Below are 21,534 nucleotides of genomic sequence, written 5' to 3'. Positions count from 1 at the left end.
CGGCGCCCGGTCGGCGCGGACGGAGCCTGTTCCACTGCACCCGCGACGCTAGCGCAGCGATACGTCCGTAGCGCGGGGCCCGCGTGGCGGGAGCGTCTCTCCGCGCGCTCTCGACGCCGCGAAGTGACAGTTGTCACCGCGGGCGCCCCGGTCCCCGGCGGATCGCGGACGGCGCACGCCGGCAGCGGGTCGCCGCGTGGTCATACGCGCAGGCCACGGTCCCGCATCCGAATCCCGCTCGGCGCCCGAGGGGCAACACGAAGCGACTGGACGCTTGTTATAGAAGCGCCTCGTTCGTCACGTCAGCCACAAGAAGACCGTTTTATAACGCTTGCATAACGACATGATCACGATTTGACGGTACTGTCGCCGACGGCCCGGGGCCGGGCCGACCCGCACACGCCACCGACACGCGGAAGTACGGCGCACCCGACCCACCACCGATACCACCAGGAGCCACGTGCACAGCACCTCAGACCGCGCCCCGTTCCGGCGTACCGCCCGCGCACTCGTTCCCACCGCAGTCCTCGCGATGTCGATGACCACAGCCGTGATTCCGGCCTCCGCGGCGCCGCTGCACGCGTCCGAGCCCGCAGGCTCCGATGTCTCCGCGGCGCCCGTCGAGGCGCCCGCAGCACTCACGCAGCAATCCCCGGCCGGCGGTGCTGCGGCACCCGCGGGGTCCACGGGATCGCTCACCCCGCACGCTCCCCCCGGGCTGCCACGCCCTGCCGGCCTGCCCGGCGACGTCACACGAGGCGGCATGCCGGACATCAACTTCGCGGCATACTCGCACGCCGCCGAGGTCCTGGCCGACGAGATGCCACAGTGCGGCATCGACTGGACCCTCATCGCGGGCATCGGACGGGTCGAATCGACACACGCGGACCACGGCGCCACCGATCCGCAAGGCACCCTCCTCGATCCGATCTACGGGCCGCGCCTGGACGGCAGCCTCGGCGGCAACCAGACGATCACCGACACCGACGGGGGACGCCTCGACGGCGATGCCGCCTACGATCGCGCCGTAGGCCCCACACAGTTCATCCCGTCCACCTGGACGCAGTACGCGGCCGACGGCAACGGTGACGGAGAAGCCGACCCGCAGAACCTCTACGACTCCGCCTTGACCACCGGCAAGTACCTGTGCGACGGGGGGCTCGACCTGCGCGATCCCGGTAACGTCCTCACCGCGGTGCTGCGGTACAACCAGTCGACCGTCTACGCCGACAAGGTCCTCGGATTCGCGCACGATTACAGCAGGATGTAGCGGCACCCGGCCCTTCCTGCTGCACCGGGCTTGCGGACGTGCAGTTCCCTCCCCGTTCCCGCCGGAACGCGCTAACCTGGAGATACGGTCGTCGCGCGGCAACCGCCTATGGTCTGTCGGCCCCTCGGGCCAAACAGGACAGCGCACCCGCGAACAGCAGCCGTGACAATGCAGATCCTCGGATGAGAGGGGCAGACTCCGGTGGCACACACAATCCTGCACAACACGGACCTTGAGCGTTTCGAGATCTATGTGGGCGAGGAGGTGGGCGCGTACGCCGACTACGTCGACTTCGGCGACACCCGCAATTTCGATCACACCGTCACCAAGAACCGTTTCGAAGGTCAAGGACTCGCGTCCGCGCTGATCGAGCGTGCCCTCGACACGACGAGGTCGGAGGGCAAACGGGTGGTCACCTCCTGCAGCTTCGTACTCGGTTTCATCGAGGCGCATCCGCAGTACAACGACCTCGTGGCCTGACGCTCGGCCACATCCTCAGGCACGTCGTTCGTGCAGCGTGACGACGCAGACGGCCCGGCGGCACACTGTGCCGCCGGGCCGTCTGCGCCTGCAGTCGCGCCCGTCGACGACTTCGGCTCGACCACGCCTCTCTACAGCTCGACCACGTCGTAGGCACGCACACCGTCGATCAGGACGCGGAGGTGCTCCTCTCGTCCGCCGAGAGTGTGCTCGATCGCCAGGAGCCGACTCGCGTAGTGGCTCACCGGGTACTCGTCGGTGACACCGATCCCGCCGTGCATCTGGATCGCCTCCTGGCCCACCGCGCGCGCGGATTCGCAGATCTGGAACTGCACCCTCGACGCGACCGTCGTGTCGGTGTTGCCGTCCGCCAGCGACATCGATGCGTACATGCTCATGCTGCGCGCCAACTCGACGAGCACATAGACGTCCGCCGCCCGCTGCGTAAGCGTCTGGAACGTCGCCAGCGGCACACCGAACTGCCGCCGCGTCTTCAGGTAGTCGGTGGTGAGGCGCAGCGCCTCGTCCATCGCGCCCACCGCCTCCGCGGCGAGGCCTGCCTGCGCCCGCACCTCCGCGTCGCGGATCACCCCGGTGCAGTCGGCGGACTCGCCGAGCGGCTCCGCCTCCGCGGAGTCCAGGCGCCACTGACCGCCGCGCAGACCGTCGTGCGTGGCGTAGCCGGTACGCTCCACCCCCTGCGCGTCGGCACTCACAAGAAACAGTCCCGTACCGCCGTCCGGCAAAGCGGCGCTGACGATCGCGGTGTCTGCACAATCTCCGTGGGAGACGGGATTCTTCACGCCGGAGATCAGCCATCGGCCGTCTTCCCGGCGCGCCGCGGTCGTGACGCTCCGCACCGGCCACCGTCTGCCCGGCTCGTGATGCGCCAGCACCACCAGCCGCTCACCGGCGGTAATCGCCGGCAGCCACTCCGCCCGTTGCTCGGCCGTACCCTGCTGCGCGATCACGCCGCCCGCCACGACCACCACGTCGAGGATCGGCTCCGGCACGAGACGGCGGCCGACTTCGGTCATCACCGCCATCACCTCGATGGGCCCCGCCCCCATGCCGCCGTCCGCCTCGGAGAACGGCAGGCCGAGCAGACCCATCTCGGCGCATTGCGCCCACACGTCCTTGCTCCAGCCGAGGGCCGTCGATACGGTCTCGCGGCGCGACTCGGGGTCGTAGGCCTTGTCGAACAGATCTGCTGCTGCCGAGACCAGCATCTTCTGTTCATCGGTGTACGAAAAATCCACGGCGGTTCCTCACAATCCCAGAATCGACTTGGCGATGATCGTGCGCTGGACCTCGTTCGATCCGCTGTAGATCGACACCTTGCGGAAGTTCAGGTACGACGGCGTGGCCGATTGCGCCCACTGCGGGCTCGACACGTCCTCGGTGGCCCGGAACGGCAGCGAATCGAACCCCGCCACGTCCATCAGCAGTTCGGTGGCAGCCTGCTGCAACTCGGACCCGCGCAGCTTCAGCAGCGACGAGGCCGGATTGGGCCGGCCGTCCGCCGAGTCCGCGACCACACGCATCTGAGTCAGCTCCAATGCCAGCAACTCGTTCTCCAGGCGCGCGATCCGCGCGGCGTACAGCGGATCATCGAGGAGCGTGCCGTCGCCCACGCGGATCGCGGCCGCATGCTCCTTCGCCAACGCGATGCGCACCTTGGAGAACCCCAGGCGTGTCACATTGACGCGTTCATTGCCCAACAGGAACTTCGCATAGCCCCAGCCGGCGTTCTCCTCGCCCACGAGATTCTCCGCGGAAACGCGCACGTCCTCGAAGAAGATCTCGTTGACCTCGTGGCCGCCGTCGATCAGCTTGATCGGCCTGATCGTGACCCCGGGCGTGGCCATGTCGATCAGCAGGAACGAGATCCCCGCCTGCTTCTTCGGCGCGTCCGGGTCCGTGCGCACCAGGCAGAAGATCCAGTCGGCATGCTGCCCGAGCGTGGTCCAGGTCTTCTGACCGTTGACGATGTAGGAGTCGCCGTCCCGCACCGCGCGAGTCTTCAGCGAGGCGAGGTCCGACCCCGCCTCCGGCTCCGAGAATCCCTGGCACCACCAGATATCGAGGTTCGCCGTACCCGGAAGGAAGCGCTTTTTCTGCTCCTCGGAACCGAAGGCCGCGATCACCGGGCCCACCATGGCGCAGTTGAAAGCAAGCGGCTCCGCCACGGACGCCAGTTGCATCTCGGTGAGCCAGACGTGCTTCTGCACGTCGGTCCATCCACGGCCGCCCCACTCGACCGGCCACCCCGGTACCGCAAGCCCCGCCTCATTCAGCAGGCGCTGCGTGCGGCGCAGGACCTCGGGGTCCGCCTCCCCGCCCGCATCCAGGCGCGAGCGCAGTTCCGCAGGGATCCTCGTGGTGAAGAACGTGCGCATCTCCTGCTGGAACGCGCGATCCTCCTCCGACAATGCCAACTGCATGAAGGTCCTTTCGACGATTCGCGGAAGCCGCAGACCCGGCCGGGCCGGTTGTGTGCGTCGTCTCAACAGAATCATAAGTTGAACTTGACGTCAAGTACAAGAGAGGCGAACCGCGGCGCCCCCGACCTGCCCGCCGCCCGACGCCGCACGTAGAAAACCGGGCGCGGCCCGTGGAATCACCACGGGCCGCGCCCGGTCCCGGTCGGCACCGCTCCGGTGCCGACCTGTGCTCAACGCTGGATCGATTTGATCTCGAGGAACTCCTCGAGACCGTATACGCCGCCCTCGCGTCCGATCCCCGACTGCTTGTACCCGCCGAAGGGCGCGGCCGTGTTGAACGAGCCGCCGTTGACCTCGATCTGTCCCGTGCGGATACGCCGCGCTACGGCGATGGCGGCGTCGGGGTCGGCACCCCACACGCCGCCGGACAGCCCGTACTCGGAGTCGTTGGCGATGCGCACGGCGTCGTCCTCGTCCTCGTAGGCCATGATCGACAACACCGGACCGAAGATCTCCTCCCGGGCGATCGTCATGTCGGGAGTCACTCCGCTGAACACAGTGGGGCCCACGAAGTATCCGGAGTCGAGCCCCGTCTCCCTGCCATCGAGTACCAGCTCCCCGCCCTGGGCCACCCCGGATTCTATGTAGCCGCGCACCCGCTCGAGTTGACGCGCGTTCACCAGCGGACCGAGCCTGGCCGCGTCGTCGAACGGCGAACCGGGCGCGAACTGCCGCGCCGCGCCCACGGCCAGTTCCGTCACCTCGGCCAGTCGTTCACGCGGCACCAGCATCCGGGTGAGCGCGGTGCAGGTCTGCCCGGAGTTCAAGAAGCACTTGAACACCCCGTCCGAAACGGCCTTCGTCAGATCGGCGCCCTCGAGGATGACGTTCGCCGACTTGCCGCCCAGCTCGAGCGCGACCCGCTTGACGGTCTCCGCCGCCACCGCGGCCACACGCCTGCCCGCGCCGGTGGATCCCGTGAACGACACCATGTCGACGCCCGGATGCCGGGCGATCGCCTCCCCCACTGTGGGGCCGGTACCGCTGACCAGGTTGAACACACCCGCCGGCAGCCCCGCTTCGTCCATGATCTCGGCGAGCGCATGGCTGACCAGGGGCGCCACCTCCGTCGGCTTGAGTACGACGGTGCACCCCGCGGCCAGCGCGGCACCCACCTTGAGCACCACCTGGTGCAGGGGGTAGTTCCATGGCGTGATCGCGCCGACCACGCCGACCGGCTCACGCACGATCAGCGAGTTGCCGATCTCCTCCGCATCGAAGCCGTACGAGCCGGCCAGCTGCGCGAACACACCCATATTGGCCGTCGGCATCCCGATCTGGATCGGCGCCGCCAGCCGCACCGGCATACCCATATCCCGCGCGATGAGCTCTGCGAGCTCCTCGGAACGGGCGGCCAAGCCGTCGGCCACCCTCTGCAGATGAGTGGACCGCTCCGCCCCCGACAGAGCGGACCACCCGTCGAACGCTCTGCGCGCCGCGTCGACGGCGAGGTCAACGTCCGCCGCGCTGCCATCGGCCACCCGCGCGATGACCTGTTCGGTCGTCGGGTCGACCACGTCGATCACATCGGGCGAGGCGGACGCCGTCCACCGACCGTCGACGTAGATCCGAGTCCGGTCCAGGATCCCCCCGTCGTGCCCGCTCACCTGTCCTCGTCCGTGTACAGGATGACCCCACGGATGTTCTTGCCATCCAGCATGTCCTGGTATCCCTGGTTGATCTCCTCGAGGGAGTAGGTCTTGGTGACCAGGTCGTCCAGGTTGAGCTTGCCCGCCTTGTACATCGACAGCAGATCCGGGATCTCCGCCTTGGGGTTCGCGCCGCCGAAGATCGCTCCGCGCAGCTCCTTCTGCAGCATGGTGAACAAGAACAGGTTGAGCTTGACGTCCATGTCGCCCATGCCGCCCATGCCGACGACCGTCACCCGGCCGCCCTTCCTCGTCAGCGTCAGCGCCGGATCGATGTCCTCGCCGTTGATCCGCCCGACGGTGATGATCGTCTTGTCGGCCATCTTGCCCCAGGTCATCTCCATGACGGGCGCGATCGCCTCGGCCATGGACGGGTAGGCGTGGGTGGCCCCGAACTTCTTCGCCTCCTCGCGGTGGAACTCGGACGGGTCGATGACGATCACGCGCTTGGCTCCGGAGACCGCCGCCCCCTGGACGGAGTTCATGCCGACGCCGCCGGCGCCGACGACGATCACCGTCTCGCCCGGCTCGACCTCCGCGACGTTGGTCGCCGAGCCCCAGCCCGTCGTCACGCCGCAGCCCACGAGGCAGGCCACCTCGAACGGGATGTCCTCGTCGATCTTGACCACCGAGGACATGTGCACGGTGGCGTACGGCGAGAACGTGCCCAGCAGGCACATGGGGATCACGTCTTCGCCGGCCGCAGTCTGGATGCGCCGCGTGCCGTCACTGATCGACTCGCCGGTGAGCAGGTACATCCCCAGGTCGCACAGGTTCGAATGGCCTGTCACACACGGTTCACACTTGCCACACGACGGGATGAAGGAGAAGACCACGTGGTCTCCGACCTTCACGTCCGTGACGCCCTCGCCCACCTGGACGACCTTGCCCGCGCCCTCGTGCCCGCCCATCACCGGGAACGCCGGCATCGGCGTGTCACCGGTGACCAGGTGATGATCCGAGTGGCACATGCCGGACGCGTGCAGTTCCACCATCACCTCGCCGGCGTGCGGATCGCCGACCTCGATCTCCTCCACGCTCCACGGCTGGTTGAGTCCGCGCAGGATCGCACCCTTGGTCTTCATGCCCGTCTGGCCTTTCGTCGAACCTCGGAGACGCCCGGAAGGGCGCACCGTCACTGTTCGAAGATAAACAATCGGGCAGCAGTTGTGAAGAGCGATACAGGAACATGTTCCACAGAGCGGTTGCACCACCGGTCACCGCGCTGCGCAGAAACTCTGCGGCGCGTCGGCGGCGAACGCACCGGCCGAACTGAAACGCGTTCTATCGGCGTGGAGGCTATCCCCGCGGGCCGTCCCACTTACGCCGGCCGCCGCCGGAGCGCTTGCCTCCGTGGTCCCCGTCACGCGGACCGCGGCCGCCCTTGCGGTGCCCGCCGCCTCGGCCCTTACCTCCGAAGGACCCCGGAGCCCCGGACGGCGGACCGCTGTCCGGCTTGAGGTCGATCAATTCACCGCACACCCGGGTGTGACGCAACGCGGCCACCGTCTCACGCGACAGGTCCGCGGGCAGCTCCACCAGTGAATATTCGCCGCGGATGCTGATATGACCGAAGTCCGCGCGGCCCAGGCCGCCTTCGTTGGCGAGCGCACCGACGATCGCGCCCGGCTGCACACCGTGACGACGGCCGACCTGGATCTTGTAGGTGGAGAAGCCCCCGCCGTGGTGCCCCCGCGGCCGATCGCGCCCGCCGCGGTCCCGGTCGTTCTTGCGCCCCTTGCCGTGATCGCGCCGCTCGGGCTCCGGCGCCAGCAGGAACGACTCGCCGTCGCGGGACTGGGTGGCCAACGCCGCCGCGATGTCGACCATCGGCACGTCGTGTTCACGCTGGTACTCCTCGACCAGCTGGCGGAACAGTTCGACCATCGGCGCCTCGAGGCTCGCGGTGATCGAATCGGCGAACTTCGCCACACGCTGGGCGTTGACGTCGTCGACCGTCGGCAGACTCATCTCCTCGAGCGGCTGGCGTGTGGCGCGCTCGATGGACTTGAGCAGGCGGGTCTCTCGCGGCGACACGAACAGCAGCGCCTGCCCCGCACGGCCCGCACGCCCGGTGCGGCCGATACGGTGCACGTACGCCTCGGTGTCGTGCGGGATGTCGTAGTTGACGACGTGTGAGATCCGGTCGACGTCGAGCCCGCGCGCCGCCACGTCCGTCGCCACGAGGACGTCGATCCGGCCGTCCTTGAGCTGGCCGATGGTGCGCTCGCGCTGCGCCTGGACGATGTCGCCGTTGATGGCCGCGGCGGCGAGCCCCCGTGCGCGCAGCTTCTCCGCGAGGTCTTCAGTCGCCTGCTTGGTGCGCACGAAGATGATCATCGCGTCGAAGTCCTCGACCTCGAGAATGCGCGTGAGCGCGTCCAGCTTGCGCTGATTCGACACGGACACCCACCGCTGGGTGATGTTGCGGGCGGTGGCCGTCTTGCCCTTGATCGTGACCTCGGCGGGGTTGTCCAAATACCTCTTGGACAGTTTGCGGATGCCCGCCGGCATCGTCGCGGAGAAGAGCGCGACCTGCTTGGAGGCCGGAGTGTCGGCGAGGATGCGCTCGACGTCCTCCTGGAAGCCCATCTTGAGCATCTCGTCGGCCTCGTCGAGCACCAGGAACTCGAGCTCGCTCAGATCCAGAGTGCCCTTGTCGAGGTGGTCGATGATGCGGCCGGGCGTACCGACCACCACCTGCACTCCGCGCCGCAGGCCGGAAAGCTGGATGCCGTAGCTCTGGCCGCCGTAGATCGGCAGCACGTGCACACCCGGCTGATGGACCGAGTAACTGCCGAACGCCTCCGACACCTGCAAGGCCAGCTCACGGGTGGGGGCCAGCACCAGCGCCTGCGGCTTCTTGCCGCCGGGCACGATCCGGCTCAGGACCGGCACCGCGAACGCGGCGGTCTTGCCCGTCCCGGTCTGCGCCAGCCCCACCACATCGCGACCGGCGAGCAGCAGCGGGATGGTCTCGGCCTGGATGGGCGACGGCGTCTCGTAGCCCACGTCGCCGAGCGCACGCAGCACCTCCGGCGCGATGCCGAGCTCGGAGAACGAGAGCTCGGCCGACGGCGCTGCGCCGGTGGCGGACGCTTCAGCCGACCCTCCGCCGGCGTCACGGCCGCCGGCGGACTGCCCGCCCTCCGATCGCGCGTCCGGGCGCCGCCCGGCGGGATCGCCGTCTGCAGCGGAGGCCCCTGCAGTGGAAGTGTCTTCAGTGGGAGTGGGCTCGTCGGCGGAAAGAGGCTCGGCGGAAAGAGGCTTGCCGGAAAGAGGCTCGCCCGCGCGGGGGCCGACGCTGTCATCATCAGTCATTTGCCCAGCATTTTATACCATTCCGGCGCCGGTCTCCGCGTCGCATCACCCCTCCGCCCGGCCCTGCCCCCGCCTCGTCGCTCCGCGCCCCCGGCACACCGCACCGGGGCAGGCGCACAACACGAATAGGTAACGGCCGGGTCACGGTGGTCGATGAACACGCCAGAGGATCGACCGATGCGCGCCCCGTCCCGCCGGGCGGCACCGCAGAACCCCGGCCGAGCGCGGCCGGCACCGATGAGCACCGCAGCCGACACGTGAGGGGCGACCGTGACGAACTCCGCCGACAACACCGACAGCCTGGACGCATTCGTCAAAGCGGTACGCGTCCGGCTCGGCGATCCGCACACCTGGACGCGTCATGACCGATTCCACGGCAGCCTCGCGCTCTGCATCATCGACGCCGTGCAGTCCACCGCCGCCGAATACGACAAGTCGGTGCTCACGGTGGACCGGTATCGGGCGTACCGGCGCGCCCAGGGCGTCGACGATGTCGTCGACGGCGCACGAGATCTCCTGCGCACCTTCGAGCAGGTGGGGGGATCGCTGGTGTGGAGCGGGAAGGTCGGCCGCTACAAGATGCCCTATGGAGATGCGAACGCCGTCCGCGCCATGGCGATTCAGGACACGGCCGAACGCCTGCGCGCCCTCGGCGTCGACACCGTGGAAGACCTGCGGGCCGCCACCGCCGACCCCGGCCGTCATCACGCCATCCGCGACGCCTGGCTGGCCGCCTCGAGCACCACGGACGAGGTCAACTGGACCTATCTGCTGATGCTCGCGGGCGCCCCCGGCATCCTCCCCGGTTCGCTTACAAGCGCCTTCGCCGCCGATGCGCTCGGTGTCGCGCACGCCTCCGACGCTCCCGGCCCCCGGCAGGTGCACGCGCTGGTCGCAGCGGCCGCCGACGCCGTCGAGACCACCCCCGTGGAGCTCGAGCATGCGGTCTGGCGGTGGGAGCTCAACCGCGCGGCGCCCGCCGCCATCCCCCTCGCGTCCACCGCGCCGCTGGCCGCCGCCTGATCATCGCGCACCCCCGAGCCCGGCGGTGAACTCCGCGATCGCGTCGGCGACAGCGACGCGGACGTGTTCATGCGGCAGATCGTGTCCCGCACCGTCGTAGACGACGATCCTGGTGTCGCCGCCGCGGCCGTGCAGCGCGCGCACCACCCCTTCCGCCGGCACGATGCGGTCATCGGCCCCGTGCAGAACCAGGGCCGGAACGCGCGCATCGCGCACGAAGCGGCGGCGCACGTCGTCGATCTCAGCACGCCGTTCCACCACGTCCGGAGCGTCGTCGCCCGGCCGCGGCGAACGCCCCGGAACCGGCGGCGCGAAGGGCACCCCGGACAGCACGAGCCCGGCGCACGGCTCCGGGATACGCATCGCCTGGTCGGTGGCCACGACGGCGCCGAGCGAGTGTCCGACCAGCACCGGACGTCGCCCGCCGCCCCGCCCGGCGAGATCGGTCAGTCTGCGCGCGTTCTCCACGAGGCCGTCCATCGACCCGATCCGCCCCGGCTCGCCCTCCGTCATCCCATGCCCCACGTGGTCCAGCGCCCACACCTCCATGCCGCGCCCGGTGAGCAGCCGTGCGAACCGGCCGTAGTCGCCACTGTGCTGCCCGAGACCGTGCAGCAGCACGACGACCGCCGGCCTGTCGACCGATCCCGCGCATCGCCATCTGCGGTAGAACACCTGCCCCGAGGCCCCGGCGAAGAACGGCATTCCGTGATCATCGCACCGCTACGCCCCCGGCCCGGACCGCCCCGGCCGCACCGCGGATCGCTACCGGCCGGTAACCGTTCTCGCTGCCGCAGGAACCATCGGCTATGGTTTGACTCACAGCGACCAGGTGAGGGCGGTCACCGTCCCACCGGCCAACGAAGGGGGTTCTCATGACCGAGCTGGCGGTTCAGGCGTCCTACACGATCGCCGACGATGATTCGCTCTCAGCCACCGTCTACCGATATGCCCAGGAGTCCCCGCACGTCGTACCGTTCCGGCGCATGGTCGCCGGCGCGTGGACGGATGTGACCGCGGCGCAGTTCGCGGACGAAGTCACGGCGTTGGCCAAGGGACTGATCGCGTCCGGTGTCGGCCACGGCGATCGCGTCGCTCTGATGTCCCCCACCCGGTACGAGTGGGTGGCGTTGGACTTCGCCATCTGGACCGTCGGCGCGTGCACTGTCGCGATCTACGAGACCTCCTCGGCGGACCAGGCGGAGTGGATCCTGTCCGACTCGGGCAGCCGGATGCTCATCGTCGCATCGGACGAACACGCCGACGTCACCCGCGCGGTCGTCGACCGACTCGACAACGTCGAAGAGATGCTGATGTTCGACGGCGACCGTGGCGCGGTCGACGAGCTGGTCGAGCGCGGGGCGCGGATCGGCGACGACGAGGTCACCGCCCGCCGCACCGCCGTGCGCGCCGCCGACGCGGCCACCCTGGTGTACACCTCGGGAACGACCGGCCGCCCCAAGGGCGCGCAGCTCACGCATTTCAACCTGCTCTCCGAGGGCGCCGCGGCGAGCGCTTCGCTGGGCGACATGATGACGGAGGGCAAGAGCACGCTGCTGTTCCTGCCTCTCGCCCACATTTTCGCCCGCGCCATTTCGGTCGGCGCGTTCATGTCCAAGATCACTGTGGGCCACACAGCCGACATCGCGAACCTCGTCGACCACTTCGCCGTGTTCCAGCCCACCTTCGTCCTGTCGGTCCCCCGCGTGTTCGAGAAGGTGTACAACACCGCCAAGCAGAAGGCCGAGGACGGCGGCAAGGGCAAGATCTTCGCCGCCGCCGAGTCCACCGCCATCGAGTGGAGCAAGTCCCTCGACACCGGCGGCCCGGGACTCGTCCTCAACCTCAAGCACACGCTCTTCGACAAGCTCGTCTACAGCAAGCTCAAGGCGGCGCTCGGCGGCAGGTGCGAGGCCGCGGTGTCCGGCGGCGGACCCCTCGGAGCGCGACTGGGCCACTTTTACCGGGGCGTCGGCGTCACCATCTACGAGGGCTACGGACTCACCGAGACCACCGCGGCCGTCACCGTCAACACCCCGAACGCCCAGCGCATCGGATCGGTGGGCAGGCCGGTGGAGGGCTGCGCGGTCAAGATCGCCGACGACGGGGAGGTGCTGCTCCAGGGAAACGTCGTCTTCGACGGCTACTGGAAGAACGAGGCCGCCACCACGGACTCCATCCGCGACGGCTGGTTCCACACCGGAGACCTGGGCAGGCTCGACGCGGAGGGCTACCTGTTCATCACCGGCCGCAAGAAGGAGATCATCGTCACCGCAGCCGGCAAGAACGTGGCGCCGAGCGGACTCGAGGACAGCCTGCGGGCGCACCCGCTCATCAGTCAGGCGATGGTGGTCGGCGACGCCAAGCCGTTCATCGCCGCCCTCATCACGCTCGACCCGGAGGCGGTCCCGGGTTGGCTCGAGCGCAACGGAAAACCCGCCGACACGTCGATGACCGCGCTGGCCACCGACCCGGACCTGGTGGCGGAGATCGACTCCGCAGTGCAGACGGCCAACGCGGCCGTGTCACGGGCAGAGCAGGTCAAGAAGTTCTCCGTGCTCACCACCGATTTCACCGTGGAAGGGGGCGAGCTCACCCCCACGCTCAAGCTCAAGCGCAACGTCGTCAGCTCCACCTACGCGGGCGACATCGAGGCTCTCTACGCCAAGTGAATCCCGAGCATCCGGCGTCGAAGCCCGTCGCATGATCGACGCCGCAGGCCGGGCGGTGCCCGGCCTGCGGTCATGCCGTCGACGACGCACCTGCGTCAGTCGGCGCCGGTACCAGTCGGCAGAAGTCGGCGTCAGTCGGCGTCGGCGAGCTCGACCACGAAATCCGTGAAGTCGCCCAACTGCAAGCGCGCCGTTTCCGACTCGCGGTCGACGAGCCAGCGCAGCACGAGGCCGTCGATGAACGTCAACGACACGCGTGCCACGTATTCCACCGGCCGAGCCCACTGGACTCCCGACGCCCGCGCGGCCTCCTCGAGGAACTCGACCGCCACCGAGTCGGTGACGATGTACTGCCGTGCGGCCAGCGCGTGCGCGGCGGCGTCCCGGTCGGACCCCTCCTGCCCGGCGCCCCGCCTCAAGGCGTAGGTGGTGATCTCATAGGTGAGCAGCTGCACGTTCGGGGTGGCCTCGATCAGGCCCCACATGTTCTCGACCCCGCGGCGCAGGTATTCGCGCAGACCCTCACGCCCCTGCGGAACCTGCTCCGCGCCTTCGTCCGGGGCGTATGCCTCCGCCATCGCCTCGCCGAGCATGGCGACGATGTTGCTGATGGCCGCCGCCATCAGCTCCTCTTTGCTCTCGAAGCAGTAGTGCACCACCCCGAGCGACACCCCCGCCTCGTCCGCCACGCGACGGATCGTGACCGACCCGAAGCCCTCCGCCTCCGCCAGGGTCAACGCAGCGTGGACCAACTGCGCGCGGCGTTCTTCAGCGGGCAACCGAGTGTTGACCATTCGACCTGTCACCTGTCCACCGTCCTGACTGCCAGACCGGGGCCCGCGCCCCGGATCCATTTGCCGCGCCGCCCTTCGCGGCCCGAACCTCCACTGGATCACATTCCACTGCCCGTGATCTTTTCACCACACCGGGCGCTGCGGGCGGCATACCCCGCACCAGAGCGGTTCCACCGCCCCAAATTGCCTTGGACCATCGTCCAGTCCATACTGGTGATGTGACCGGTACTACATGGAGGAACTGGGCGGACTGCGCCCGAGCCGAACCGCAGGTCGTCGCACACCCCGCAGACGCGGACGAGGTCGCACGCCTGGTGCGGCAGGCGTCCTCCTCCGGGGTACCGGTCAAGGCGGTGGGCGCGGGCCACTCCTTCACGCCGGTCGCGGTCACCGACGGAATGCACATCCACCTCGATCGCCTGACCGGGATCGAATCGGTGGTGCCCACTGCCACCGGTGCGCACGTCACCGTACGTGCGGGCACGCGCTTGGACCGCCTGAACGAGTTGCTGTGGTCACTGGGCCTGTCGATGATCAACCTGGGCGATATCGACGTGCAGACGCTCGCCGGCGCCATCGCGACCGGCACGCATGGCACCGGCGCAGCCTTCGGCGGCCTGGCCACGCAGGTCGTGGGCCTCGAAATCATCACCGCCGCGGGCGACACGGTGGCGTGTTCCGCCGAGCACAACCCCACGCTGTTCCAGGCCGCAAGGCTCAGCCTCGGCGCACTCGGCGTCCTCACCAAGATGACCATCGACTGCCGGAACGCGTACGTCATGCACGCGGAGGAGCGGCCGGAGCCGCTCGACGACGTGCTGTCCGACCTGGACCGCATCCGCGCCGCCATCGACCATTTCGAGTTCTACTGGTGGCCCCACACGCGCCGCGTCCTCACCAAGCGCAACACCCGGCTACCGGGTTCGACGCCGCTGCGCCCCGTAGGGCGGGTCCGCGGATACATCGACGACGAACTGCTGTCCAACACCGTCTTCGGCGCGATCAACGCCGTCTCCACGCACGTGCCGGCGGTCATCCCGCACGCCAACGCCGCCGCGGCGCGCCTGCTCTCGGCCCGCGAGTACACCGACGCCGCCCACCATGTCTTCGCCTCGTCGCGGCGCGTGCGATTCCGGGAGATGGAGTACGCGATCCCGGTCGCAGAGCTGCCCGGGGTGCTCGAGAGGATCGACCGGTTGCTGACCGACGGTGGCCATCGGATCGGATTCCCCATCGAGGTCCGCTTCGCCGCGGCCGACGACGTGTGGCTGTCCACCGCGCACGGACGCGACACCGCCTACGTGGCCGTTCACGTGTACTGGAAGCAGGATCACCGGCAGTACTTCCGCGCGGTGGAGGAGATCGCACGGTCGGTCGACGGCCGGCCGCACTGGGGCAAACTCCACCGCCGGGCCGCGCCGGACCTGCGTCCCGCATATCCGCGCTTCGACGACTTCGTCGCGGCCCGCGACGAGTACGACCCGGACCGGGTGTTCGGCAACGACTACCTCACCCGCGTTCTGGGCTGAGGATCCTGCCGGGTTCCGTCGTCCGATCCGCGAGGGGGCGCATGCCCGCGTGGCTCGGTCGTTCGAAGCACAGTGCGGCGACGACTCCGATCAACAGCACCGCGGCCGGAACCAGCATCGACTGCCCCATCGCCAGCGCGTAGGCGTCCCGCATGAATTCGGGCAATCGCTGCGTTCCGCCGGCGGCGGCCTGCTCACCACCACCGGCCCCGGAAAGCCCGCCCGCCACCAGCCGCGCCGACATCGCCGCCGTGATCGCGGCGCTGCCCAGCACCGCCCCGACCTGACGCGTGGTGTTGTACACCCCCGAGCCGGCCCCGGCGACGTCCATCGCCAGGTTACGAGTGGCCGTCGCGGACAGCGGCGACCAGATCGTGGCGTTGGCGACCCCCATCAGCGCCACGGGCAGCAGCAACTCCCAGACCGGCACGCCCGGTTCCATGATCAGGCTGAACCACAGCACCGACACCGCCAGCAGAAGCAGGCCGGGGCCCGCGATGTAGCGCGGGTGCACCCGGTCCACGAGCCTGCCGACCGACGGCGCGAGCACGCCGGTCAGCACCGCCATCGGCGTCATCACCAACGCCGATTCGGTGGGCGAGTATCCCAATACCAGCTGCGTGAACAGCATGAGCGGCAGCACCAACGCGGTGATCGCGAACCCCATGGATGCGATGGCGATGTTCGCCAGCGTGAAGTTCCGATCCCGGAACAACCGCAGCGGCACCAGTGGCTCCGCGCGGGTGCGCGACTGCCACCATACGAAGACCGCGAGCAGCACCACGCCGAGGCCGATCAGCAGCGGAATGGAGAGGAAGCCGGTCATGGTCCCCCAGCGGTACTTCTGACCCTCCTGGATCCCGAACACCAGCAGGAAGACGCCGGCCCCGCTGAGCACCACGCCGGGGATGTCGAAAGTGTGCGAACGGCGTGGAAGGTCCGGGACGAGCGCCCAGGCCAGCGCGAACCCGATCACGCCGACCGGGATGTTCACGAAGAAGATCCACTCCCAGCCCAGCGAGTCCGTGAGCACGCCGCCCAGCAGCGGCCCCACCAGCGTGGCGGCGCCCGCGACCGCACCCCATGCCCCCATCGCGCGGCCACGCCGGTCCGGCGGGAACACCCGGGTGATCACCGCCATGGTCTGCGGGGTCATGATCGCTGCGCCGATCCCCTGGAACACCCGCGCCACGATCAGCATCGTGACGCCCCCGGAGAATCCGCACCACGCCGACGACGCAGTGAACACCACGAGCCCGGCCAGGTACATCTGCCGTTGCCCGAACCTGTCGCCCAGGCGGCCGGTGATGAGCAGCGGCACCGCAAAGGCGACCAGGTAGGCGCTCGTTACCCACATGACCGCGTTGAGGTCGGCGTCCAAGCCCTCCATGATCGCCGGCATGGCCACCGACACGATGGTGCTGTCCACGAGGATCATGAAGAAGCCGAGGCACAGCGCCCACAGCGCCGGCCACGGTCGTACGCTGTCGTTCACAGGACGAACCCTTCACCTCCACGCTGCACCGGACCGCGGCCGGCCCGGCTGGAAGAATACCCCCCGGCCATCGCATCGAGACCCGAGGAGGCACGTGGACTCACACACCATCGACGTCGTCGGACTCGCCTGGTCGCGTGGCCTTCGACTGCCGGATGACGCCGCCTTCACCCGGACGGGCGAGCGCGCACTGGTCCGCGACGACGCGTTGCCCGGCCTCGAGTTCGTCGAGCTCTTCGGCGCCTCCGCGCTGCGCGGCCCGGACCATCTCGTCGACGCCGTCGCGGAGCTGCCGTCCGGCGCGTTCCTCGACGGCACCGCGGTGGCCGCCGTCGCCGCGCGGAATCCCGGCGCCGGGATGCGCACCGCGGCGCGTGAACGACTCGCGTTCCGCGACCACTACGAGCCCTCCACGCCACCGGGAACGGCAGTGCCGGTGGTGTCCCGCAGTCCCCTCGACGCCGCGCGGGTCCTCGACGCCGCGCCCGCCGACGACTCGGCGGACATCGTGTGCGCACTGCACCCGGCGCCGGGGCCGGAACGCGCCGAACCTGCGGGGCGGCAGCCCGACCAGGCCGCGCCGGTGTACACCCTCGTGCTCGACGACTCGTCGCGGGTGGCACTGGCCCGATACACCACCGCACATCACCTTCTCGCAGATCTGCGCGTGGTCACGGCACCGGAGTCCCGGCGGCGCGGACACGCCCGGACCGTCGCCGGCATCGCCGTGGGCGACGCCCTCGACAGCGGCCTCATCTGCCAGTCCAGGGTGCGCATGGAATCGACGTCCGCCGCCGCCCTGGCGGACAGCCTGGAGTTCACTGAAGCGGGAAGCCGGGTCGTCATCGTCCCGGGCCAGGCATACGATCGCTGATATGGGATCGATCGGGCCGGTGCGCCCCTTTCATGCACGCCGCTGTCACGTGCGTTCCCGTCACGTACGTTTCTGTCAGGCGCGCTCCGGCGGCGCGGGTATGGGCGCCGCCGTGTGACGGAAGCCGACCGGTGAGGAAGCCGGCGCGGTGAACGCCGCCCGTCCGAAAGCCATCGTTACCTCCCGCGCATCCGCACCACCCGGATGGCTGCGCCGGCTGTGGGCCACATGCATGGCGCGCCGCGGCGTGCTTTTCGGCGCGCTGGCCATGTCGGCGGGCGCCACCATCATGGAGCTCACGTTCCCGCTGCTGACCCGCAGCGCGCTCGACGACGCCACCGCCGGTCGCACCGCGACCATCGCCGGCATCGCGGCGGCCATCGCGGCGCTGGCGTGCGTCCGCTGGGCCTGCATGTTCGGTCGCCGCGTGCTGGCCGGGCGACTCTCACTCGACGTCCAACACGACCTGCGATTGCGGCTCCTGTCCACCGTGCAGAAGCTCGACGGCCGCGCGCAGGACCGAATCCGGACCGGCCAGGTGGTCTCGCGGTCCATCACCGACCTGCAATTGACCCAAGGACTGCTGGCGATGTTCCCGATGGTCGTCGGGTCGGCGTTGCAGTTCGTGCTGGCTTTCGCCGTCATGGCCTACCTGTCGCCGCTGCTGACCGTCGTCGCGCTCGCGGTGGCTCCGTGCATCACGGCGGTGGCCTACGTGAGCCGCAAGTCCATGCACGCTGCCACCTGGTCCGCCCAGCAGGGGGCCGCGGATCTCGCTCAGCACGTCGAAGAGACGGTCACCGGCGTCCGCGTGGTCAAGGGGTTCGGGCAGGAATCGCGCATGACCGCGCGCATCGAGGGGCTGGGCCGCACGCTCTACGCCCGCCGGATGCGCGCCGCCCGGGTCAACGCGCGTTTCGCCCCCGCCCTGGCCGCACTCCCCCAGCTCGGGCTCGTCGCCGTCATCGCCCTCGGCGGGTGGCTGGCGCTGCAGGGATCGCTCAGCATCGGCACGTTCCTGGCGTTCGCCACTTACATCACGCGACTGTCGGCGATCGCCCGGATCATGGCGGGGATGCTCGTCATGGTGCAGCTCTCGCGTGCCGCCGCGGAGCGGGTGTTCGGGGTGATCGACGCCCGCCCGACGATCAGCGAGCCCGACGCCCCCGCGGATCTGCCGGACGGGCCGGTGGGCGTCGAGGTGCGGGGGGTCGATTTCGCGTACACGCCGGGCCGTCCGGTGTTCGACGGCCTCGATCTGACCGTGCAGCCCGGCCAGACCCTCGTCCTCGTCGGCCCCACCGGGTCGGGGAAGTCCGCGCTCGCCCAGCTGCTCGACCGCTTCTACGACCCCGATTCGGGCACGGTCGCGTTCACCTCCGGTACCGCCCGGGCGGACCTGCGCAACCTCGCCCTGCATCGGGTGCGCGAAACCGCGGCGGTCGTCTTCGATGAGCCCTTCCTGTTCTCCGATTCGATCGCGGCGAACATCGCGCTGGGCCGGCCCGCCGCCTCCGACGAGGAGATCCGGGCGGCCGCGGTCGCCGCGGACGCCGACGAGTTCATCGCCGCGCTCCCCGACGGCTACGCCACGACGGTGGGCGAACGCGGCCTCACCCTGTCCGGCGGCCAGCGTCAGCGGATCGCGCTCGCCCGGGCGATCCTGCAGGACCCTCGCCTGCTGGTGCTCGATGACGCGACGTCCGCCGTGGACGCCGAGACCGAGGCGCGTATCTTCGCGGCGCTGCGCGCGGGGCGGGCCGACCGCACCACGATCGTCATCGCGCACCGCCGGTCCACCCTCGCCTTGGCCGACCGCATAGCGGTGCTCGACGGCGGCCGCATCGTCGACGCCGGAACCGAGGCCGAGCTGTTGGCGCGGAGCGGCCTGTTCCGCGAGCTCATCCGCCCGGAACTGGTCCACCGCGCTTTGGACGACGGCACCGCCGCGGAACCACGCGACGCGGTCGACGGCGCCGCGGACAGCCCACCCGATTCCGCCCGGCTGTGGCCCCGGGAACGCGAATCCGCCGCCGGGGAGCCCCTGGCGGAGGAGCCCGGCGACGACGCGCTGGGAACCATGGCCGTCACGCCGGAGCTGCGTGCGGCGCTCGCTGCGCTTCCCCCTGCCACAGAGGATCCGCGCATGGACGACCGCGACCTGCGCGCGCCGGACCTCCGCTTCCGCCTGCGGCGCATGCTCGCCCCCGTGGCGCCGTTGCTGGCATTGGTGGCGCTGCTGGTCGCCCTCGACACTGCGGTCGGGTTGTCCTTCCCGATCATCGTCCGATACGCCATCGATCATGGCGTGGTCCCGCACCGACCACACGTGCTCTATCTGACCGCCGCCGGCGCCGCCGCCATCGTCGCCGTCAACTGGGTGATCGTCTCCCGGATGACGGTGCTCACCGCCCGTGCCGGCGAACGCCTCCTCTACGAGCTGCGGGTGCGCAGCTACAGCCACCTGCAGCGCCTGGGACTCGACTACTACGAGAAGACGCTCTCGGGCCGGATCATGACCAGGATGACCACCGACGTCGACGCGCTCTCGTCGTTCCTGCAGACCGGGCTGTCGACGGCGATCGTCGCAGTGCTGACGATCATCGGCGTGCTCTCAGCGCTGCTGGCGACGGATCTGACGCTGGGGCTCGTCGCACTGTGCGCACTCCCCCCGCTCATCGCCGCCACTGTGGTGTTCCGGCGCATCTCCTCGGCCGCCTACACCACCTCGCGCGAGCGGGTCTCCGCCGTCAACGCCGACTTCCAGGAGAACATCACCGGGCTGCGCACCACACAGTCCCACCGGCGCGAGCAGGCGGCCGCGGCGCGGTTCACCGGCCTGGCCGAGTCGTACCGGAGCTCGCGCATGCGCGCCCAGGTGGCGATCTCGGTGTACTTCCCGTTGATCACGCTGATCTCCGACCTCGTGCTGGCGGCCATCGTGTTCGTAGGCGCCAAGCAGGTGGCCGCCGGCACCACGTCGGCCGGCACGCTCGCCGCCTTCGTGCTGTATCTGGGGCTGCTGTTCGGCCCCGTCCAACAACTCTCGCAGGTGTTCGACGGATACCAGCAGGCGCGGGTGGGGCTGCGCCGGATCGGCGAGCTGCTGCGGACGCCCACCTCCATCCTCGACCCCACCGGCACCCCGGAGGCCGTTCCCGTGCACCGGCTCGACGGGGCCGTCGCGCTCGACGGAGTGGACTTCCGGTACGCGCCGGAATCTCCGCCGGCCCTGACAGGAGTCGATCTGACCATCACCCCGGGATCGACGGTGGCGCTCGTGGGTCGTACGGGGGCGGGCAAGTCGACCATCGTCAAGCTCATCGCGCGCTTCTACGACGCCACGTCCGGCACGGTGCGCGTCGGCGGCACCGATATCCGCCGTTTCCCCCTGCACGAATACCGCGGTCGACTCGGCGTCGTCCCCCAGGAAGCGCACCTGTTCACCGGGACTGTGGCCGACAACATCGCGTTCGGCATGCCGGACGCCACCCGGGACCGGATCGAGGAGGCCGCGCGGGCCGTGGGCGCCCTGCATGTCATCGCCGGTCTCGACGGCGGAATGCTCCATCCCGTCGGCGAGCGCGGGCAGGGGTTGTCCGCCGGGCAGCGGCAGCTCGTCGCGCTCGCCCGGGCGGAGCTCGTCGACCCCGACGTCCTACTGCTCGACGAGGCGACCGCCACACTGGACCCCGTGACTGAATTCACAGTGCTGGCCGCGGGGCGCAAAGTGCGCCGCGATCGCACCGCCGTGCTCGTCGCCCACCGGCTGGCCACCGCCGAACAGGCCGACGAGATCCTGGTCATCGACGACGGCAGGATCGTGGAACGCGGCGCCCCGCAGCACCTTCGCACCTCAGGTGGGCACTACGCACGCCTGCTCGCCGCCTCGGGGACCGCCGTGCCCGCCCGGACATGAGCCA

15 protein-coding genes are annotated in these 21,534 nt (G+C 69.7%); 7 read left to right on the top strand and 8 right to left on the bottom strand.

Features of this window, described 5'->3' with window-relative positions; genetic code table 11:
- Positions 1–532 precede the first annotated feature (532 nt).
- Together FO059_RS07890 and FO059_RS07885 are read left to right on the top strand one after the other, a co-directional pair.
- The gene (locus tag FO059_RS07890; protein ID WP_143910560.1) at positions 533–1,270 is read left to right on the top strand and encodes a lytic transglycosylase domain-containing protein; all 738 of its coding nucleotides are present in this window, start codon (positions 533–535) and stop codon (positions 1,268–1,270) included.
- Between the two features lie 201 nt (positions 1,271–1,471).
- Positions 1,472–1,750, top strand: a complete 279-nt coding sequence (locus FO059_RS07885; RefSeq protein ID WP_143907793.1) for a GNAT family N-acetyltransferase — start codon at positions 1,472–1,474, stop codon at positions 1,748–1,750.
- Positions 1,751–1,881: 131 nt separating this feature from the next.
- Here FO059_RS07885 and FO059_RS07880 read toward each other — a convergent pair whose 3' ends face one another.
- From FO059_RS07880 to FO059_RS07860, 5 genes are all read right to left on the bottom strand, one after another.
- Complete coding sequence (locus FO059_RS07880; RefSeq protein WP_143907791.1) at positions 1,882–3,009, bottom strand: acyl-CoA dehydrogenase family protein; 1,128 nt, start codon at positions 3,007–3,009, stop codon at positions 1,882–1,884.
- 9 nt (positions 3,010–3,018) lie between these two features.
- Complete coding sequence (locus FO059_RS07875) at positions 3,019–4,194, bottom strand: acyl-CoA dehydrogenase family protein (RefSeq protein ID WP_143907788.1); 1,176 nt, start codon at positions 4,192–4,194, stop codon at positions 3,019–3,021.
- 230 nt (positions 4,195–4,424) lie between these two features.
- Positions 4,425–5,861, bottom strand: a complete 1,437-nt coding sequence (locus FO059_RS07870; RefSeq protein ID WP_233267041.1) for an aldehyde dehydrogenase family protein — start codon at positions 5,859–5,861, stop codon at positions 4,425–4,427.
- The gene (locus FO059_RS07865; protein WP_143907786.1) at positions 5,858–6,988 is read right to left on the bottom strand and encodes an NDMA-dependent alcohol dehydrogenase; all 1,131 of its coding nucleotides are present in this window, start codon (positions 6,986–6,988) and stop codon (positions 5,858–5,860) included. Before FO059_RS07865 ends, FO059_RS07870 begins: the two co-directional genes overlap by 4 nt.
- 214 nt (positions 6,989–7,202) lie before the next feature.
- A complete protein-coding gene (locus tag FO059_RS07860; RefSeq protein WP_143907784.1) occupies positions 7,203–9,224 on the bottom strand; it encodes a DEAD/DEAH box helicase in 2,022 nt (673 codons plus the stop codon).
- 270 nt (positions 9,225–9,494) lie between these two features.
- Here FO059_RS07860 and FO059_RS07855 point away from each other — a divergent pair, with 270 nt between their 5' ends.
- Complete coding sequence (locus FO059_RS07855; RefSeq protein ID WP_143907782.1) at positions 9,495–10,247, top strand: heme peroxidase; 753 nt, start codon at positions 9,495–9,497, stop codon at positions 10,245–10,247.
- Here FO059_RS07855 and FO059_RS07850 read toward each other — a convergent pair whose 3' ends face one another.
- Positions 10,248–10,952 (bottom strand): alpha/beta hydrolase, encoded by a 705-nt coding sequence (locus FO059_RS07850; RefSeq protein ID WP_143907780.1) that lies wholly within the window; start codon positions 10,950–10,952, stop codon positions 10,248–10,250.
- A gap of 170 nt (positions 10,953–11,122) precedes the next feature.
- Between FO059_RS07850 and FO059_RS07845 the strand changes: the two genes are divergently transcribed.
- The gene (locus FO059_RS07845; protein WP_143907778.1) at positions 11,123–12,919 is read left to right on the top strand and encodes an AMP-dependent synthetase/ligase; all 1,797 of its coding nucleotides are present in this window, start codon (positions 11,123–11,125) and stop codon (positions 12,917–12,919) included.
- 131 nt (positions 12,920–13,050) lie between these two features.
- Here FO059_RS07845 and FO059_RS07840 read toward each other — a convergent pair whose 3' ends face one another.
- Entirely contained in the window at positions 13,051–13,713 is a 663-nt protein-coding gene (locus tag FO059_RS07840; protein ID WP_158726750.1) for a TetR/AcrR family transcriptional regulator, read from the bottom strand.
- A gap of 218 nt (positions 13,714–13,931) precedes the next feature.
- Between FO059_RS07840 and FO059_RS07835 the strand changes: the two genes are divergently transcribed.
- Positions 13,932–15,242 (top strand): D-arabinono-1,4-lactone oxidase, encoded by a 1,311-nt coding sequence (locus FO059_RS07835; RefSeq protein ID WP_143907775.1) that lies wholly within the window; start codon positions 13,932–13,934, stop codon positions 15,240–15,242.
- Here FO059_RS07835 and FO059_RS07830 read toward each other — a convergent pair.
- Positions 15,223–16,737, bottom strand: coding sequence for a DHA2 family efflux MFS transporter permease subunit (locus FO059_RS07830; protein WP_143907773.1), 1,515 nt, complete (start codon positions 16,735–16,737; stop codon positions 15,223–15,225). The two genes, FO059_RS07835 and FO059_RS07830, sit on opposite strands and share 20 nt — an antisense overlap.
- 94 nt (positions 16,738–16,831) lie before the next feature.
- On the opposite strand from FO059_RS07830, the gene FO059_RS07825 reads away from it, so the two are divergent.
- Both FO059_RS07825 and FO059_RS07820 read left to right on the top strand, forming a co-directional pair.
- Complete coding sequence (locus FO059_RS07825) at positions 16,832–17,611, top strand: hypothetical protein (RefSeq protein WP_143907771.1); 780 nt, start codon at positions 16,832–16,834, stop codon at positions 17,609–17,611.
- Positions 17,612–17,843: 232 nt separating this feature from the next.
- A complete protein-coding gene (locus tag FO059_RS07820) occupies positions 17,844–21,530 on the top strand; it encodes an ABC transporter ATP-binding protein (protein ID WP_143907769.1) in 3,687 nt (1,228 codons plus the stop codon).
- Positions 21,531–21,534: the final 4 nt, after the last annotated feature.

Source organism: Tomitella fengzijianii (genome assembly GCF_007559025.1).
Classification (GTDB): Bacteria; Actinomycetota; Actinomycetes; order Mycobacteriales; family Mycobacteriaceae; genus Tomitella; species Tomitella fengzijianii.
The sequence above is the reverse complement of the archived record's forward strand: the minus strand, read 5'-3'. Positions and strand labels throughout refer to the sequence as shown.

What these genes read in the sequence shown, in the direction of transcription:
- FO059_RS07890 (WP_143910560.1), top strand. Translation starts at nt 533, where the DNA reads ATGTCGATGACCACAGCCGTGATTCCGGCCTCCGCGGCGCCGCTGCAC.
- FO059_RS07875 (WP_143907788.1), bottom strand. Translation starts at nt 4,194, where the DNA reads ATGCAGTTGGCATTGTCGGAGGAGGATCGCGCGTTCCAGCAGGAGATG.
- FO059_RS07865 (WP_143907786.1), bottom strand. Translation starts at nt 6,988, where the DNA reads ATGAAGACCAAGGGTGCGATCCTGCGCGGACTCAACCAGCCGTGGAGC.
- FO059_RS07860 (WP_143907784.1), bottom strand. Translation starts at nt 9,224, where the DNA reads ATGACTGATGATGACAGCGTCGGCCCCCGCGCGGGCGAGCCTCTTTCC.
- FO059_RS07850 (WP_143907780.1), bottom strand. Translation starts at nt 10,952, where the DNA reads ATGCCGTTCTTCGCCGGGGCCTCGGGGCAGGTGTTCTACCGCAGATGG.
- FO059_RS07845 (WP_143907778.1), top strand. Translation starts at nt 11,123, where the DNA reads ATGACCGAGCTGGCGGTTCAGGCGTCCTACACGATCGCCGACGATGAT.
- FO059_RS07840 (WP_158726750.1), bottom strand. Translation starts at nt 13,713, where the DNA reads ATGGTCAACACTCGGTTGCCCGCTGAAGAACGCCGCGCGCAGTTGGTC.
- FO059_RS07820 (WP_143907769.1), top strand. Translation starts at nt 17,844, where the DNA reads ATGGCGCGCCGCGGCGTGCTTTTCGGCGCGCTGGCCATGTCGGCGGGC.